Source organism: Bradyrhizobium sp. SBR1B, assembly GCF_014198205.1.
Classification (GTDB): domain Bacteria; phylum Pseudomonadota; class Alphaproteobacteria; order Rhizobiales; family Xanthobacteraceae; genus Bradyrhizobium.
Genome location: NZ_JACIHC010000008.1, coordinates 109,199 through 123,617 on the forward strand (window position 1 = coordinate 109,199; position 14,419 = coordinate 123,617).

The window sequence follows — 14,419 nt, forward strand, 5'->3', positions numbered from 1 at the left end:
CAGCGCACGCCCTGCACCGCTCATCGCCCCTTAACCGGAAGCGATGAACTCTGTTCCGAACGAGAAAGGGCGACGCAGCAAATGCCGCGCCGCCCTTCGTCAACTTTTCCTGATCTTGCGCGCGGAACCCCGCGCGGCAGCACTCAATAGCCGAGCGCGCAGCCGTCCTTTCGCGGATCGGAGCCGCCGGTGAGCGTGCCCTTGTCCCAGTCGATCCAGATCGCCTGCGCGCCGCCGAGCGGGCCGACCACGCTGGTGGTCTTGTGGCCGAGCTTCTTCAGGCCCTCGACGATCGCAGCCGGCACGCTGTCCTCGAGCTGATACTGGCCCTCGTAGTGCAGGCCGCGCGGCATGTCGATCGCCTCCTGCACGTCGCAGCCATAGTCGAGGATGTTGGTCACGACGCGGGTCTGGCCGACCGGCTGGTACTGCCCGCCCATCACCGCGAACGGCATCACGGAGCGGCCGCCCCTGGTGAGCAGGCTCGGCATGATCGTGTGCAGCGGCCGCTTGCCGCCGGCGATGCAGTTGGGATGGCCCGGCTGGATGCGGAAGCCGCCGGCGCGGTTCTGGAACAGGACGCCGGACTTGTTCGAGACGATCGCCGAGCCGAAGGAATGCGCGATCGAATTGATGAACGAGCAGACGTTGCGGTCCTTGTCGACGACGGTGATGTAGATCGTCGACGGATTCATCGGCGGCGCGACGTTCGGCAGGTCAAGCATGCCGTCCATGCGGATCTTGGCGATGTGCTCGTCGCAGAATTCCTTGGCGAGGATCTTGGCGACCTCGACCTGCATGTGGTCGGGATCGGCGACGTGCAGCTCGCGATGCATGTAGGCGATGCGCGCGGCTTCCGCCTCGAGATGGAAACGCTCGATGCTGAGCGGCGCGTATTTCGTCAGGTCGAACCGCGACAGGATATTCAGCATCAGCAGCATGGTGAGGCCGGGCCCGTTCGGCGGGCACTGCCAGACGTCGTACCCTTTGTACATGGTGCCGATCGGCGTCGTCGTCTCGGTGGTGTGCGCGGCGAAATCGTCGAGCGTATGCAGGCCGCCGATGCCCCTGAGGGTCTCGACCATGTCTTCGGCAATCGGGCCCTTGTAGAAGGCGTCGCGGCCGTCCTTGGCGATCGCGCGCAGCGTTTTGCCGAGCTCGGCCTGGCGTATGACGTCGCCGGCCACCGGCGGCTTGCCGCCCGGCAACAGGTAACGCACGGTGTTGGTGCCGCCCTTCAGCTTCTCGAACTGGTTCTTCCAGTCGAAGGCGATGCGGGGGGCGACGACGTAACCTTCCTCGGCCGCCTTGATCGCGGGCTGGAGCAGCCGGTCGAAGCCGAACTTGCCATGGTCGCGAAGGACGGTCGCGAACGCATCGACCACGCCGGGAATCGAGACCGCATGCGCCGAGGTCAGCGGCACCGAGTTGATCTTGCGCTCCAGGTACCAGTCGGCGTTCGCCGCCTTCGGGGCACGGCCGGAGCCGTTATAGGCGATGATCTTGCCCTCGCCGCGCGGCTGGATCAGCGCAAAGCAGTCGCCGCCGATGCCGGTCGATTGCGGCTCGATCACGCCAAGCAGGGCCGAGCCCGCAACCGCCGCGTCCACCGCGGTGCCCCCCTCGCGCAACACCTCGATCGCGGCGAGCGAGGCCTGCGGATGCGAGGTCGCCACCATCGCGTTGGTAGCGTGGACCGTGGACCTGCCTGGGAAATGAAAGTTTCTCATCGAATGCTTGCTCTCTTGGGCCCGTGGCGCGGATGGCGCGCCATCTCGGAAAAACCGGGGTTACATGACACATTCCGGCAGCTTTCGGCAATGCTGGCATACCAGGGAAATGGCTGCCATCCGCTGGGCGAATAGACCTTTCGAGGCCGGCGGCCATGCGGGTTTTCCGGGCCGCACGCGCCTGCTAAACGAACCGCCATGTCTGATCCGAATTCGATCAAGGTCGCCGCCTTCTACCAATTCGCCACCCTCCCGGATTACCGCGAGCTGCGCGAGCCGCTGCGCGCGTTCTGCGCCGGTATTGAGCTGAAGGGCAGCGTGCTGCTGGCGCAGGAGGGCATCAACGGCACGCTCGCCGGTGCGCCGGCGGCGATCGACGCTCTTGCCCATGAGCTGGCGAACGGCGACATGTTCGGCGGCAGGCTGCACAATCTCGAATTGAAATTCTCGGCCGCCGAAGCGATGCCGTTCGGGCGGCTCAAAGTGCGGCTGAAGAAGGAGATCGTCACGCTTGGCGATACGGCTGCCGATCCGACCCGCCAGGTCGGCACCTATGTCGATGCGAGCGAATGGAACGCGCTGATCTCCGCGCCCGACATGCTGCTGCTCGACACCCGCAACGCCTTCGAGGTGGCGATGGGAACGTTCGAAGGCGCCGTCGATCCCGGCATCAGGAGCTTTGGCCAGTTCAAGGATTTTGCCGCCGTCGAGCTTGATCCAGCAAAGCACCGCAGGATCGCGATGTTCTGCACCGGCGGCATCCGCTGCGAAAAGGCGAGCGCGCACCTGCTCGCGCGCGGCTTTACCGAGGTCTATCACCTCAAGGGCGGCATTCTCAAATATCTGGAAGAGGTGCCGGAGGCGCAGAGCCGCTGGCGTGGGGAGTGCTTCGTGTTCGACGAGCGCGTCGCGCTCGGCCATGGTCTGCAAGAATCGCGCTTGCAAGAATCCGGTTTGCGCGAACGAAACAAGGATGCGACGCGTGACGAATGAGATCAAGACGCTGAGCGAGCGCATCGACACGCTTGAAACGCGCCTCGCCTACCAGGACGACACGATCGAGACGTTGAACCAGACCATCACCGCGCAGTGGAAGCAGATCGATCTGCTGACCCGGAAGATCGCAGAGCTCGGCGAGCGGCTGCAGGAGGCCGAGGCCAATGCGCCCGGGCCCACCAACGAGCCCCCGCCGCATTATTGAGCCATCTTACTGGCCGGAGGCCTTGGGCAGCAGGTTCATGAGCTCGCCGGACATCACCAGGCGGTCGCGGCCTGCATCCTTGGCGGCGTAGAGCGCCCGGTCGGCGGCCTCAACCAGCGAGGCCACGCCCGCCGTGCGCTCCAGCGCCGGCCGACAGGTCGCACCGCCGACCGAGGCGGTGACACATCCGGACTCCGGATTGGTGGCATGAACGAGGCCGGCTTCGTGGATGGCACTGCGGATCCGTTCGCCGAAAAGGGCGCAGCCGACGGCATCGGTGTTGGGCAGCAGCATGGCGAATTCCTCGCCGCCATAGCGCGCCGCCAGATCGCCCGCGCGTTGCGTCTCGGCCGCGATGATCTTTGCGACCAGACGCAGGCAGGCATCGCCCGCGGGATGGCCGTATTCGTCGTTATAGGCCTTGAAGTGATCCACATCGATCATCAGCAAAGCAAGGCTCGAGCGGTCGCGATAGGCGCGCGCCCATTCCTCTTTCAGCCGCTCGTCGAAGCGGCGGCGATTGGCAAGGCCGGTGAGGCTATCCTCGATCGCAAGCGTCTCGAGCCTGGTTTCCAGCTTCTTGTGCTCGGTGATGTCGCGGGAGATCGCGACCACGCCGTCGACGCGGCCATTGTCCTTGCGCGTCACCCGCATGGTCGATTCCAGCCAGACTTCACCGTTCTGCCGGTGCGAGTTGCGGTAGGTGAGACGCGCCTCCTCCCGCTCGCCACGCTTCATGGCGTCGACGATCGCCTGGACCTCCGGCAGATCCTCCGGATTGATGCCCGCCAGCGCCGGCGTGCCGATCAATTGATTGGCGCGCCAGCCGACGACGCGCGCGGACGAGGGCGAGACATAGCGCAGCCGCTCGTCGAGCCCGATGCGGGTCACCATGTCGCTGGAGCCTTCGGCGAGCAGGCGGAAATGCGCCTCTTTCTCGACCAGGGCCGCGGCCATGCGCTGGCCCCGCTGCAACTGCCGCACCAGCACGGCGCCGATGACCGCAATCAGCATCACTAGCGCGGTGACGTAGAGCATGCGGGAGATTGCCGCGGCGCGCCAGGGCGCGAGCAACTCGTCCTTGTCGACTGTGGCAAGCAGAAGGAGCGGGAAACGGCCGCTGCGCTTGAAGAAGCTGACGCGCTCGGCGCCGTCCAGGGGAGACTTGAAATAATAGGCCCCGCTCGGCCGTTGCAGGCTCGCGTCGCGGAATAACGGCTTGTCGGAAACGCTGCGTCCGACAAATGTCTCGTTGCTGGGGTTGCGAGCGATGATCAGGCCATCGCCATGCGTGAGCGACACCGAGCTGTTGCGGCCGATCTCGAACTGCTCGTAGAAATGCGAAAGATATTTTGAGCTGATGGTCGCGAGCACTACCCCGCCGAAGCTGCCGTCGGGCTTGTTGAAGCGGCGCGACAGGGTGACGACCCATTCGCCGTCCAGGAGGCTCTTTACGGGACGGCCGACATAGGGCTCTCGTTTCGGGGAGAGCTGATGATAACGGAAAAACGCATCGTCGCTGAGCGTTGAGCCGATCGTGCCGGGCGCGGTCAGCCAGTTGCCTTGGTCGTCGATGATGGCGAGGCTGTGAACGCGCTCGATGGCCTTTTTGCGTACTTCCAGCAGGGTGCGCAGTTTGGCGATCGTGGCCGGTGCAGTGCCGTCCATCTCGAGCCGGCTGACGACGCCGACGACGCCGGAATCCAGCAGATCGAGGCTGTCCTCGGCATGCTGGGTCAGCGAGCGGGCGACGTTCGCCATCTCGGTCTCGGCACCCCTGAGCACCGCGTCGCGCGCAGCCCATTCGCGCCAGCCACTGACGCCGAGGATGGTCGCGCAGGTCAGCACGACGAACGCCGCCGCGCGCAGCGGCAGGCGGCTCCATCCGGCTCTTTGGGTCGCAAGGCTCATGCGGCAGAATTCTCCGATCGTCGGAAACTCTGCTGCTTCTATTATTGAACTCTGAAATCACTACTGGAATACGCGGCCATCTCCCCGGTTTCCAGTAGTCCTACGGACACCGCGATCAGCACATCGCTAACAAGGTATTAGCAAGCCGATCGGAATCGGGCCTCGCCTGCCCTTAGCTGAATATCGCCTTGACCTTGTCCCAGAGCGAGGGGCTGTCGGCTTCCGCATCAGCCTTCGTGGGTGTTGGCTGGGTGGCGCTTACGGGATCAGACGCTGGGAACGTGTCCTTTAGCCCGGCGTCGAGCTTGGATTGCCGATCAGCGGCGAGCGCCTCGTGCGGATCGACGGCGTGCTTGTCGTGCGGGGCGGGATTGAATCTCTCAGCCATGATCTCCTCCATCGGCTGGACAACGCGGCCCTCTTGCGCTGGTTCCCCTGTTCCGCTGAGGGCCGGAGCGGTGTATCAGAGGCCATAACCTTGCTCAGGACCATTCGTGCCCCAATCTGCGACGAAACCTTTCATCGACGTGCTCTCCGGCCAGCGCCAGAGCATCCCGCCCATGTGGATGATGCGGCAGGCCGGCCGCTATCTGCCGGAATATCGCGAGGTCCGCGCCAAGGCCGGCGGCTTCCTCGACCTGTGCTTCAACCCGGAGCTTGCGGCCGAGGTGACGCTGCAACCGATCCGCAGGTTCGGCTTCGATGCGGCGATCATCTTCTCGGACATTCTCGTGATCCCCTACGCGCTCGGACGCTCGGTGCGGTTCGAGGTCGGCGAGGGCCCGCGGCTGGATCCGCTGGATGATCCTGCGAAGGTCGCAACGCTTGCCGCGCGCGCCGACTTTGGCAAGCTCGAGCCGGTGTTCGAGGCGCTCAGGATCGTGCGCGGCACGCTCGATCAAAAGGTCGCGCTGATCGGCTTCTGCGGCGCGCCGTGGACGGTCGCGACCTACATGGTCGCGGGCCAGGGCACGCCCGACCAGGCGCCGGCGCGGATGATGGCCTACCGGCATCCGGAGGCGTTCGCTGAAATCATCGACGTGCTGGTCGAGAACTCGATTCAATATCTGCTGGCGCAGCTCGCCGCCGGCGCCAATGCCTTGCAGATCTTCGACACCTGGGCCGGCGTGCTGCCGTCGGCCGAGTTCGCGCGCTGGTCGGTCGAGCCGACGCGCCGCATCGTCGAGGGCGTGCGGGCCAAGGTGCCGGATGCGAAGATCATCGGCTTCCCCCGCGGCGCCGGTGCGCAATTGCCGGGCTATGTCGAGGCGACCGGCGTCAATGCGGTCAGCATCGACTGGACCGCGGAGCCCGGTTTCATTCGCGAGCGCGTGCAAAGCAAGGTCGCCGTGCAGGGCAATCTCGATCCGCTGGTGCTGATCACGGGCGGCGCCGCGCTCGACCGCGCGGTCGACAACACGCTGGCCAATTTTGCCCAAGGACGGCTGATCTTCAACCTCGGGCACGGCATCCAGCCGGAAACGCCGATCGCCCATGTCGAGCGGATGATCAAGCGCGTGCGGGGCTAGTTCGCCCGCCCCCAACGGGGCGGAAACAAAAAACGCGAAAACAACCCCATGCACAGTAGACAAGTCATTGAAAAAGCTGGGCCGGCAAGATCCGACTCACCAGCCGCGTTTGACACGTCGGGCAAAACAGGCGCACGGCCGCATGATCTCGTGATCGCGGCAGCCTAGCGCGGCCGGCTGCGCTCGATGATCTCGGCGGCCCCCTTCGTCAGCAGATCCAGACCCACGGCACGGCCGAGCTCGCGCGGGCGATTGGCGGGGCCTGCGCGCGAAGCCTCGATAATGATGTTGCCGGAAAGATCGAGCACGGATGCGGTGAGCGACATCTGATCGCCCGTGATGGTCGAGAAGCCCGCCACCGGCGAATTGCAGTGGCCGTTCAGCACCCACAGCACCTCGCGCTCGGCGTCCGCGCTGGCGTGCGCGGCGGGATCGTCGATCGACGACAGGATCTGCCGCGTTTGCCAGTCCTGCGCGGCGCATTCGACCGCAACGATGCCCTGCCCCGCCGCGGGCAGCATCTCGGCCGCGGTGAACTCATAGGCGATGCGGCCGGCGAGGCCGACACGGTCGAGCCCCGAACGCGCCATGATCAGCGCATCGGCCGGTCCCACCGTGCCGCCATCCGGCAGGCGCTGCTTCTCGCCATTGTCGAGCTTTCGCACGCGCGTGTCGGCGGCGCCGCGGAAGTGGATCACGTCTACATCCGGAAACAGGCGTCGCGCGTAAGCGGCGCGACGGACCGCATTGGTGCCGATTTTGAAACCCTTGCCGCGGGACTGGCGCAGCGCCTCCAGCGTCACGCCGTCGCGCAGCACCAGCGCGTCGCTCGGCGGATCGCGGGACAGCGTGGCGCCGATGACGAGGCCGGGCGTGTCCTCATTGCCCGGCATGTCCTTCAGCGAGTGCATCGCCGCCTGCAATTCGCCCGACAGCACGGCGGCGCGGATCTGCGCCACAAAGGCGCCGCCCTTGCCGCCATGGGGCAGCAGCTTGCTGGTCTGATCGAGATCGCCCGTGGTGTCGAACTTGACGATCTCGACGTCGAGACCGGGCACGGCGGCGGTCAGGCGGCGCGCGATCTCTTCCGTCTGTGCCAGCGCCATTGTGCTCTTGCGTGTGCCGATCCGAAATCGAGTAGCCAAGTCCAAACCCTCTCAAGACGCGAATTTATCGCGCATCCTCCAATATCATGTCGGAGGCCTTTTCGGCGATCATGATGATCGGCGCGTTGGTGTTCCCCGAGACGAGGTCCGGCATGACCGAGCCGTCGACGACGCGAAGGCCTTCGAGCCCCCTCACCTTCAGCCGCTGGTCGACCACCGCGAGCGCATCATTGCCCATACGACAGGTCGAGGTCGGATGGTAGATGGTGCTGCCGCGCTCGCGGCAATATTCCAGCAGCTCGGCGTCCGTGGATACCTTCGCCCCGGGATCGTACTCATTGACCACGAATGGCTTCAGCGCCGGCGCATTCAAGATCTTGCGCAGGATCTTCAGACCTTCGACGTTGGTGGTGCGGTCGGTCTCGGTCGACATGTAGTTGATGCGGATCTCCGGCGGCACCGTCGGATCGGGGCTTCGGATGCGCAAGGTCCCGCGGCTTTCAGGACGGAGCTGGCACACAGAGGCGGTGAAGCCGGAGAAATCGTGCAGCTTCTCGCCCATCTTGTCGGTCGAGAACGGCAGGAAGTGCACCTGGATGTCGGGCGAGGCCAGCCGCGGGCTGGTCTTGAAGAACGCGCCCGCCGTGCCTGCCGCAATCGTCAGCCACCCCTTGCGAAACAGCGCATAGCGCGCGCCGGCCATGGTGCGCCGGAGCGGATGATTGACGGTGTCGTTGAGCGTGATCTTCTGCGAGCAGCGCATCACGATGCGGACCTGCATGTGGTCCTGGAGGTCGTGACCGACGCCCGGCGCGTCCAGCACGACATCAATGCCGTGCTTGCGCAGGAGATCGCCAGGGCCGACGCCGGAGAGCTGCAGCAGTTGCGGCGAGTTGTAGGCGCCGCTCGACAGCACGATCTCTCTTCGCGCGCGGGCCCGGCGCAGAGCTGCGCCTTGCCGATATTCGACGCCGACGGCGCGGCGGCCCTCGAACAGCACGCGCTGGCCGAGCGCGGAGGTTTCCACCTTGAGATTGCTGCGGGTCCTTGCCGGGCCGAGATAGGCCACCGAAGTCGAGGCGCGCCGGCCGTTGCGCGTCGTGGTCTGGAACAGGCCGACGCCTTCCTGCGTGGCGCCGTTGAAATCAGGATTGTAGGGCAGACCGGTCTCGACCGCGGCGTCGATGAAGGCCTTTGACAGTGGATCGGTCACGACCATGTTGGAGACAGGCAGGGGCCCGCCGCTGCCATGATATTGGTCGGCCCCCCGCGACTGATTTTCGGCCTTCTTGAAATAGGGCAGCACGTCGTCGTAGCCCCAGCCGGTGTTGCCGAGCTGGCGCCAGCGGTCGTAGTCTTCGTGCTGACCGCGGACGTAGAGCAGGCCGTTGATCGAGCTCGATCCGCCCAGCGTCTTACCGCGCGGCTGGAACACCTGGCGTCCCTTCAGCTCGGGCTCCGGCTCGGTCTGGTACATCCAGTTGACAGACTTCTCCTTGAACAGCTTGCCGTAGCCGAGCGGCACGTGGATCCAGATGTTGGAATCCTTCGGGCCGGCCTCGAGCAGCAGCACGCTGTGCTTGCCGTTCGCCGAGAGCCTGTCGGCGAGCACGCAGCCGGCGGAGCCGGCGCCGACGATGATGTAGTCGAATTCGGGATCGGACGGCGCGAGGGAGGAGTTTAGGGTCATGTCTTGTCAGTCTTCTTGTTGGTTGGGGCGTTTCCGTCTGCGTGGCTTAGCACAATCATTCCCGCAGGCGCAGCGCCTCGACCAGCGACTTGAACGCACGGGCATATTCCGCGCCTGCCCTTGCGATATCAGCGCGTCCGGCGCAGGCGACCGCGGCCTCCGTCACCGCGCCGAGCAATAGCCGCGCCAGCGGCTCGACCGGTTGCTTTGCGATCAGGCCAGCCTCCATCGCCGCCGCAATCGCGCGCGGCAGCTTGCCGCCAAAATGCTGCGCGTCGATCTCGCGCCAGCGCTCCCAGCCGAGCACGGCCGGGCCGTCGCGCAGGATGATCTGGCCGGTCGGGCCCTTGGCGGTCGCCGCGAAATAATGCTGCGTGCCGGCGACCATCGCTGCGAGCACGTCCTTCTCGGCGCGAGCCGTGCCATCGATCTCGACGACGAGGTCGCGCGAGACCTGGTCGAACACGGCTTCGAACACCGCCTCCTTGGTCTTGAAGTGATGATAGACCGCGCCCTTGGCGACGTGGGCTGCTTCCGCGATCTCGTCCATGGTGGTAGCGGCAAAGCCTTGCGTCCCGAACAGGCGGCGCGCCGCCGACAAGATCGCTTCCGATGTCGCCGCCCGCCGCTCCGCCTGTTTCGCCATGAGTCTCGTCTAGTCGAATTCGGCAGGGGCGGCCAGTTGACTTTTTGACCCTCGGTCGGTATTTACCGACTATCAGTCGGTTTTAATCGCGAGGTTTGCCATGCCGAGCCGTGACGTCATCGAAGCTTTTGCGCAGCGGTTGGAGGCCGGGGATTTCATCGGCGCAATCGAGCAGTTCTGCACGCCCGACGCCGCGACCTATGAGAACAACGGCGCCCCGACGATCGGCCGTGACAAGCTCGTCGCCAAGGAGCGTGCCGTGCTGGCGGCCTCGAAAGAGGTCAGGGCCGTCCGCATCGGACCGAGCCTGATCGACGGCGACCATGTGGCGACGCGCTGGACGTTCAGCTTCACCAACGCAGAGGGTGTCTCACGGACGCTGGACGAGATCGCGTGGCAAACCTGGCGCGGCGACCAGCTCATCGAAGAGCGGTTCTACTACGATCCGAAGCAGCTGGGGCGGTGACGACGTCTCTCCACACAGGTGTCATCGCCCGGCTTGACCGGGCGATCGAGTATTCCAGAAACGGTTGGGATTCCTCGATAGGCCGCGGCGTACTGGATGCCCCGGTCAAGCCGGGGCATGACGGCGAGCTAGTGGGGAGCCCCTGCTCTCATTACAGCCGTAATCCGAAGTCTGCATTTGTATCGATTTGTTATCGATATCACGTCACGAACACGCAGAAGTGGTCGCGGCGAGCGCCGCAGTCAGGGATAATTCATAGTTCGTCAAAGGTTTGCGGCGAATTTCCCTGAAGGAGCCGACCAACGGCCCGTCCTGCTAGGCTCTGAAATGCGGACTCAAACGACCAGCTATGTCGCGCGGCTGTTCGCGGGCGATTTATCGGCCTTTGGCGGTCCCGCAACCGACGAAGCCGTGGCCGGCCATATCCGCGCCGAGCAGATGTCGATGGTGCTCGGCTATTCAGTCGGCATCATGCTCGCCAATGCCTGCAACGCCATCGTGCTCGCCATTGCGCTTTGGCAATCGCCGGACAGGATAGCCGCCCTCATCTGGGCCGCCGCCGTCGCCAGCGCAGCGATCGCATTCGGCCTGCAATCCCGCGCGGCCCGCCGCATCACCAAGCCGCAATTCGTCTCGCGCCGCGCCATGCACCGGCTGGTGCGCAACGCCTTCGTCCTCGGCACCGCCTGGGGCATCGTCCCCGTCGCCTTCTTCGACAATGCTTCGACCGGCGGCCAGCTCGTCATCACCTGCCTGTGCTCGGGCATGCTGGCCGGCGGCGCGCTCGCCTTCGCCACCATCCCGATCGCAGCGATCGCCTTCACCGCCCCGATCTTCGTCGGGATCGCGATCTGCCTCGGCAGGAACGGCGATCTGGCCTTTCTGCTGATCGCCTTCCTCGTCGTGGTCTATGGCAGCGTGCTGATCCGCGGCGTGTTCGTCAATTCCTTCTCGTTCGCGCGGCGCGTGATGCGGCAGATCGAGGCGGAGCGCACGGTGCGGCTGGATCCTCTGACCCACCTGCCCAACCGCGTCGCCTTCAACGAGACGCTCGAGGCCGCGCTCAAGCGACTGGCATTGTCCGGCGAGGAGTTTGCGGTGCTGCTGCTCGATCTCGATCGCTTCAAGGAGGTCAACGACAAGTTCGGCCATCCCGCCGGCGACGAATTCCTGGTCCAGGTCGCAAGCCGCCTGCGACGCTGCACGCGCGCCGCCGAGCATGTCGCGCGCATCGGCGGCGACGAGTTCGCGCTGGTGATGGCCAATCTGGCGCGTCCCGAGGATGCCCTCGAAATCGCCGAACGCTTCGTCGCGGCCTTCACTGAACCGTTCCGCATCGAGGGCCGCCAGATCGGGGGCGCGACCAGCGTCGGCATCGTGCTGGCGCCGCGCGACGGCACTACACCGCTTGACGTCATGAAGAATGCCGATGCCGCACTCTACCGCGCCAAGAAGGTGGGACCTGGCACGATCCGCTTCTTTGACGCCAGCGACGACAGGGTGTCACGCGATCGCAAGGCGCTGCAATCCGACCTCGAGGGCGCGATCGCGCGAGACGAGCTGTTGCTCGTGTTCCAGCCGTTCCTCGATCTCGACCAAAGCCGGATCACCGGTTTCGAGGCGCTGCTGCGCTGGCAACATCCTGAGCGCGGACTGGTGCCGCCGAGCGAATTCATCCCGATTGCGGAAGAGACCGGGCTGATCCACGAGATCGGCGAATGGGTCGTCCGCCGCGCCTGCGCGACGGTTGCCGAGTGGCCGGACGAGATCAGGGTCGCCGTCAACTTCTCGGCCGCGCAGTTTCATAACGCCGGCATCCTCCAGATCATCGTGCAGGCGCTGGCGGACGCGAAGATCGCGCCGCACCGGCTCGAGATCGAGATCACGGAATCGATGCTGCTGTCGAAATACGGCTCGGCCGAGCCGGTTCTGAACGCGCTGCTGCAGCTCGGCGTCACGGTCGCGCTGGACGATTTCGGGACGGGTTTCTCGTCCCTCACCTATTTGCGCAAGTTGCCGTTCAGCCGCATCAAGATCGACCAGTCCTTCATCCGCGACATGCTGGTGCAGCCGGACTGTGCCGCCATCGTCAAGTCGGTGATCTCGCTCGCGCGCGACCTGCGCATCGCCGTCGTCGCAGAAGGCGTCGAGACTGCCGACCAGCTCGACTATCTCAGGCAGATCAGTTGCGACGAGGTCCAGGGCTATCTGATCAGCCGGCCGGTGTCGGTGGATGGCGTGCTGGCGCTGCTGGACAGGAAGAAGCTTCGGGCGACGTTTGCGGCGTAGTTTGCGGTAGATCCTGAGTGCAGGCAATGAGGGAGGTGAGCCCCCTCCCCCGCAAGCGGGAGAGGTTGGGGAGCCTGCCGCCCGACTTCCCTAAGCCATTCCCTCAGATCGCATCCGCCCGCAGCAACGTATCCACCGTGATCGTGCCCCGCGCGCGGGAGACGCAGGCGCAGATCTTCTGGTTGCTTTGCTTCTGATGGTCGCTGAAGAAGACGTCGCGATGGTCGATCTCGCCGTCGACCTCGACCACGTCGATGGCGCACAGGCCGCATTCGCCGCGCTTGCAGTCGTACATCACGTCGTGACCGCTGGCGTTGAGCACGTCCAGCATCGAGCGCTCGCGCGGGATTTCGAGCTCGACATCGGAGCCCTTCAGGCGCACGCGAAACGTCTCGGTCGGCAGCGTGCCGCTGGAGCCGAAGGTCTCGTAGCGGAGATCGGGCAGCGGATGGCCCGCGCCGATCCAGGCGTGGCGTGCGGCATCGAGCATGCGCATCGGGCCGCAGAACAGCGACAGCGTGCCTTGCGGCAATGACGCGAACACCGCATCGAGGTCGAGCCGTTTGCCTTCATCGCTGGCATGAACGACCAGGCGATCGCCGAGAATTCCGGCGAGATCGTCGAGATAGGCAGCCTCGCCGCGCGAGCGCACCGCATAATGCAGCGTGACGTCAGCCCCGCGCCGCGCCAGCGCCTGCGCGGCGCCGAGGATCGGCGTGATGCCGATGCCGCCGGCGATCAGGCAATAATTTTCACGGGACCAGTCCACCGCAAGCAGCGAAGCGGGCTGCGTGATGTCGAGCCGCGCGCCCGGCGCGAGCTGCCACATGTAGCGCGAGCCGCCGCGGGAATCATCGGCACGGCGCACCGCGATCTTGAAGCCGGTCGAGATGGCTTCGCCGACCAGCGAATAGGACCGCGTCTCCGGCAGGCCGTCGATGGTCACGCTGACATTGATGTGGCTGCCGACCGGATAGGCGGCGGCGTCGAACTGATCCGGCCGGATCAGGAATTCGCGGATGCCGGGGGCAAGATCGCGCGTCGAAACGAGCGTTGCCGGAATCCAGGTTTCGATGAAGCGCATGATGATTGCCCTCAATCGGTTGTGGTCTTGATCAGTGCGAGCGCCGGCAAGAGGTCGAGATGGGTGCGGTTGCGCAGCGCGAGGCGCAGATTGCGCACCGCCAGCCGCGCATGCTCGCGCATGACGGCTTCGGCACGCGCGCCTTCGCGGTTCTCGATGGCGTCGATCACGACACGGTGGTGCTCCTGCCCGATGATCAGGATCTGCTGCGCCTCGGGCAGCGCCGATTGCGCCATCACGAAGCCGCTTGGGGATGCGAACGGCAGCGCCGAGGCGCGGTCGATCTGGCGGATCAAGGGTGGGCTGCGCGACAATTCCGTGAGCAGGGCGTGAAAGCGCGCGTTCAGCGTGACATAGGACGAGAACGCTTCGATCGAGATCGGCACCTGCCGCAGCAGTTCGTCGATCGCGGCAAGGCACTCCTTGAGCGGCTCCAGCTCGCGCGCGGAGACGCCGCGCTCGGCGGCGAAGCGCGCAGCGAGCCCTTCCAGCGTGCCGCGCAGCTCGATGGAATCGGAGATGTCGCGCTCCGAAAACGCCTTCACCATGAAGCCGCCGGACGGGATCGCCTCCAGCAGGCCTTCCTCCTCCAGTCGCACCAGCGCCATGCGCACGGGGGTGCGCGAGGCCCCGGTGGTCTCTACCGCCTGGAGCTCGGAGATGCGCTCGCCCGGACGTAGGGAGCCGGACAGGATCTGGTCGCGCAGCGCAAGCTGCGCCTTGACGGTCTGCGAGACGGAGCGGTCGACCTCACGTTCGGCCATGAT

Annotated in this window: 13 protein-coding genes; 5 read left to right on the forward strand and 8 right to left on the reverse strand. The window is 65.5% G+C overall.

The window, feature by feature from the left end; all coding sequences use genetic code 11:
* Window positions 1-143: 143 nt before the first annotated feature.
* Entirely contained in the window at window positions 144-1,730 is a 1,587-nt protein-coding gene (ggt, locus tag GGD61_RS21730) for a gamma-glutamyltransferase (protein WP_183231096.1), read from the reverse strand.
* A gap of 198 nt (window positions 1,731-1,928) precedes the next feature.
* Here ggt and GGD61_RS21735 point away from each other — a divergent pair, with 198 nt between their 5' ends.
* The gene (locus GGD61_RS21735; RefSeq protein ID WP_183231097.1) at window positions 1,929-2,723 is read left to right on the forward strand and encodes a rhodanese-related sulfurtransferase; all 795 of its coding nucleotides are present in this window, start codon (window positions 1,929-1,931) and stop codon (window positions 2,721-2,723) included.
* Window positions 2,713-2,931 carry a SlyX family protein gene (locus tag GGD61_RS21740; protein ID WP_092261590.1) on the forward strand — a complete coding sequence of 73 codons (219 nt, stop codon included), beginning with the start codon at window positions 2,713-2,715 and terminating at the stop codon, window positions 2,929-2,931. Before GGD61_RS21735 ends, GGD61_RS21740 begins: the two co-directional genes overlap by 11 nt.
* A gap of 6 nt (window positions 2,932-2,937) precedes the next feature.
* Here the strand turns inward: GGD61_RS21740 and GGD61_RS21745 are convergent, their stop codons facing one another.
* Together GGD61_RS21745 and GGD61_RS21750 are read right to left on the reverse strand one after the other, a co-directional pair.
* Entirely contained in the window at window positions 2,938-4,842 is a 1,905-nt protein-coding gene (locus GGD61_RS21745) for a diguanylate cyclase (protein ID WP_092261591.1), read from the reverse strand.
* A 172-nt stretch (window positions 4,843-5,014) separates the two neighbouring features.
* The gene (locus GGD61_RS21750; protein ID WP_177237414.1) at window positions 5,015-5,230 is read right to left on the reverse strand and encodes a hypothetical protein; all 216 of its coding nucleotides are present in this window, start codon (window positions 5,228-5,230) and stop codon (window positions 5,015-5,017) included.
* A gap of 106 nt (window positions 5,231-5,336) precedes the next feature.
* Between GGD61_RS21750 and hemE the strand changes: the two genes are divergently transcribed.
* On the forward strand, window positions 5,337-6,371 hold the full coding sequence (gene hemE, locus GGD61_RS21755) for a uroporphyrinogen decarboxylase (RefSeq protein WP_092261592.1): 1,035 nt from the start codon (window positions 5,337-5,339) through the stop codon (window positions 6,369-6,371).
* Window positions 6,372-6,535: 164 nt separating this feature from the next.
* On the opposite strand, the gene hemC is transcribed toward hemE, so the two are convergent.
* From hemC to GGD61_RS21770, 3 genes are read right to left on the reverse strand one after another with little or no spacing between them, the layout of a single operon-like run.
* Window positions 6,536-7,516 carry a hydroxymethylbilane synthase gene (gene hemC, locus GGD61_RS21760; RefSeq protein ID WP_092261593.1) on the reverse strand — a complete coding sequence of 327 codons (981 nt, stop codon included), beginning with the start codon at window positions 7,514-7,516 and terminating at the stop codon, window positions 6,536-6,538.
* A 25-nt stretch (window positions 7,517-7,541) separates the two neighbouring features.
* Window positions 7,542-9,167 (reverse strand): GMC family oxidoreductase, encoded by a 1,626-nt coding sequence (locus GGD61_RS21765; protein WP_183231098.1) that lies wholly within the window; start codon window positions 9,165-9,167, stop codon window positions 7,542-7,544.
* 55 nt (window positions 9,168-9,222) lie between these two features.
* On the reverse strand, window positions 9,223-9,813 hold the full coding sequence (locus GGD61_RS21770; RefSeq protein ID WP_092261595.1) for a TetR/AcrR family transcriptional regulator: 591 nt from the start codon (window positions 9,811-9,813) through the stop codon (window positions 9,223-9,225).
* Window positions 9,814-9,913: 100 nt separating this feature from the next.
* Here GGD61_RS21770 and GGD61_RS21775 point away from each other — a divergent pair, with 100 nt between their 5' ends.
* On the forward strand, window positions 9,914-10,279 hold the full coding sequence (locus tag GGD61_RS21775) for a nuclear transport factor 2 family protein (protein ID WP_092261596.1): 366 nt from the start codon (window positions 9,914-9,916) through the stop codon (window positions 10,277-10,279).
* Between the two features lie 327 nt (window positions 10,280-10,606).
* Window positions 10,607-12,568 (forward strand): bifunctional diguanylate cyclase/phosphodiesterase, encoded by a 1,962-nt coding sequence (locus GGD61_RS21780; RefSeq protein ID WP_092261597.1) that lies wholly within the window; start codon window positions 10,607-10,609, stop codon window positions 12,566-12,568.
* A 103-nt stretch (window positions 12,569-12,671) separates the two neighbouring features.
* Here GGD61_RS21780 and GGD61_RS21785 read toward each other — a convergent pair whose 3' ends face one another.
* The gene (locus tag GGD61_RS21785; protein WP_018323222.1) at window positions 12,672-13,652 is read right to left on the reverse strand and encodes a PDR/VanB family oxidoreductase; all 981 of its coding nucleotides are present in this window, start codon (window positions 13,650-13,652) and stop codon (window positions 12,672-12,674) included.
* A gap of 11 nt (window positions 13,653-13,663) precedes the next feature.
* Window positions 13,664-14,416: a GntR family transcriptional regulator gene (locus GGD61_RS21790; RefSeq protein WP_092261598.1), complete on the reverse strand. Its 753-nt coding sequence runs from the start codon at window positions 14,414-14,416 to the stop codon at window positions 13,664-13,666.
* Between the last annotated feature and the right edge of the window lie 3 nt (window positions 14,417-14,419).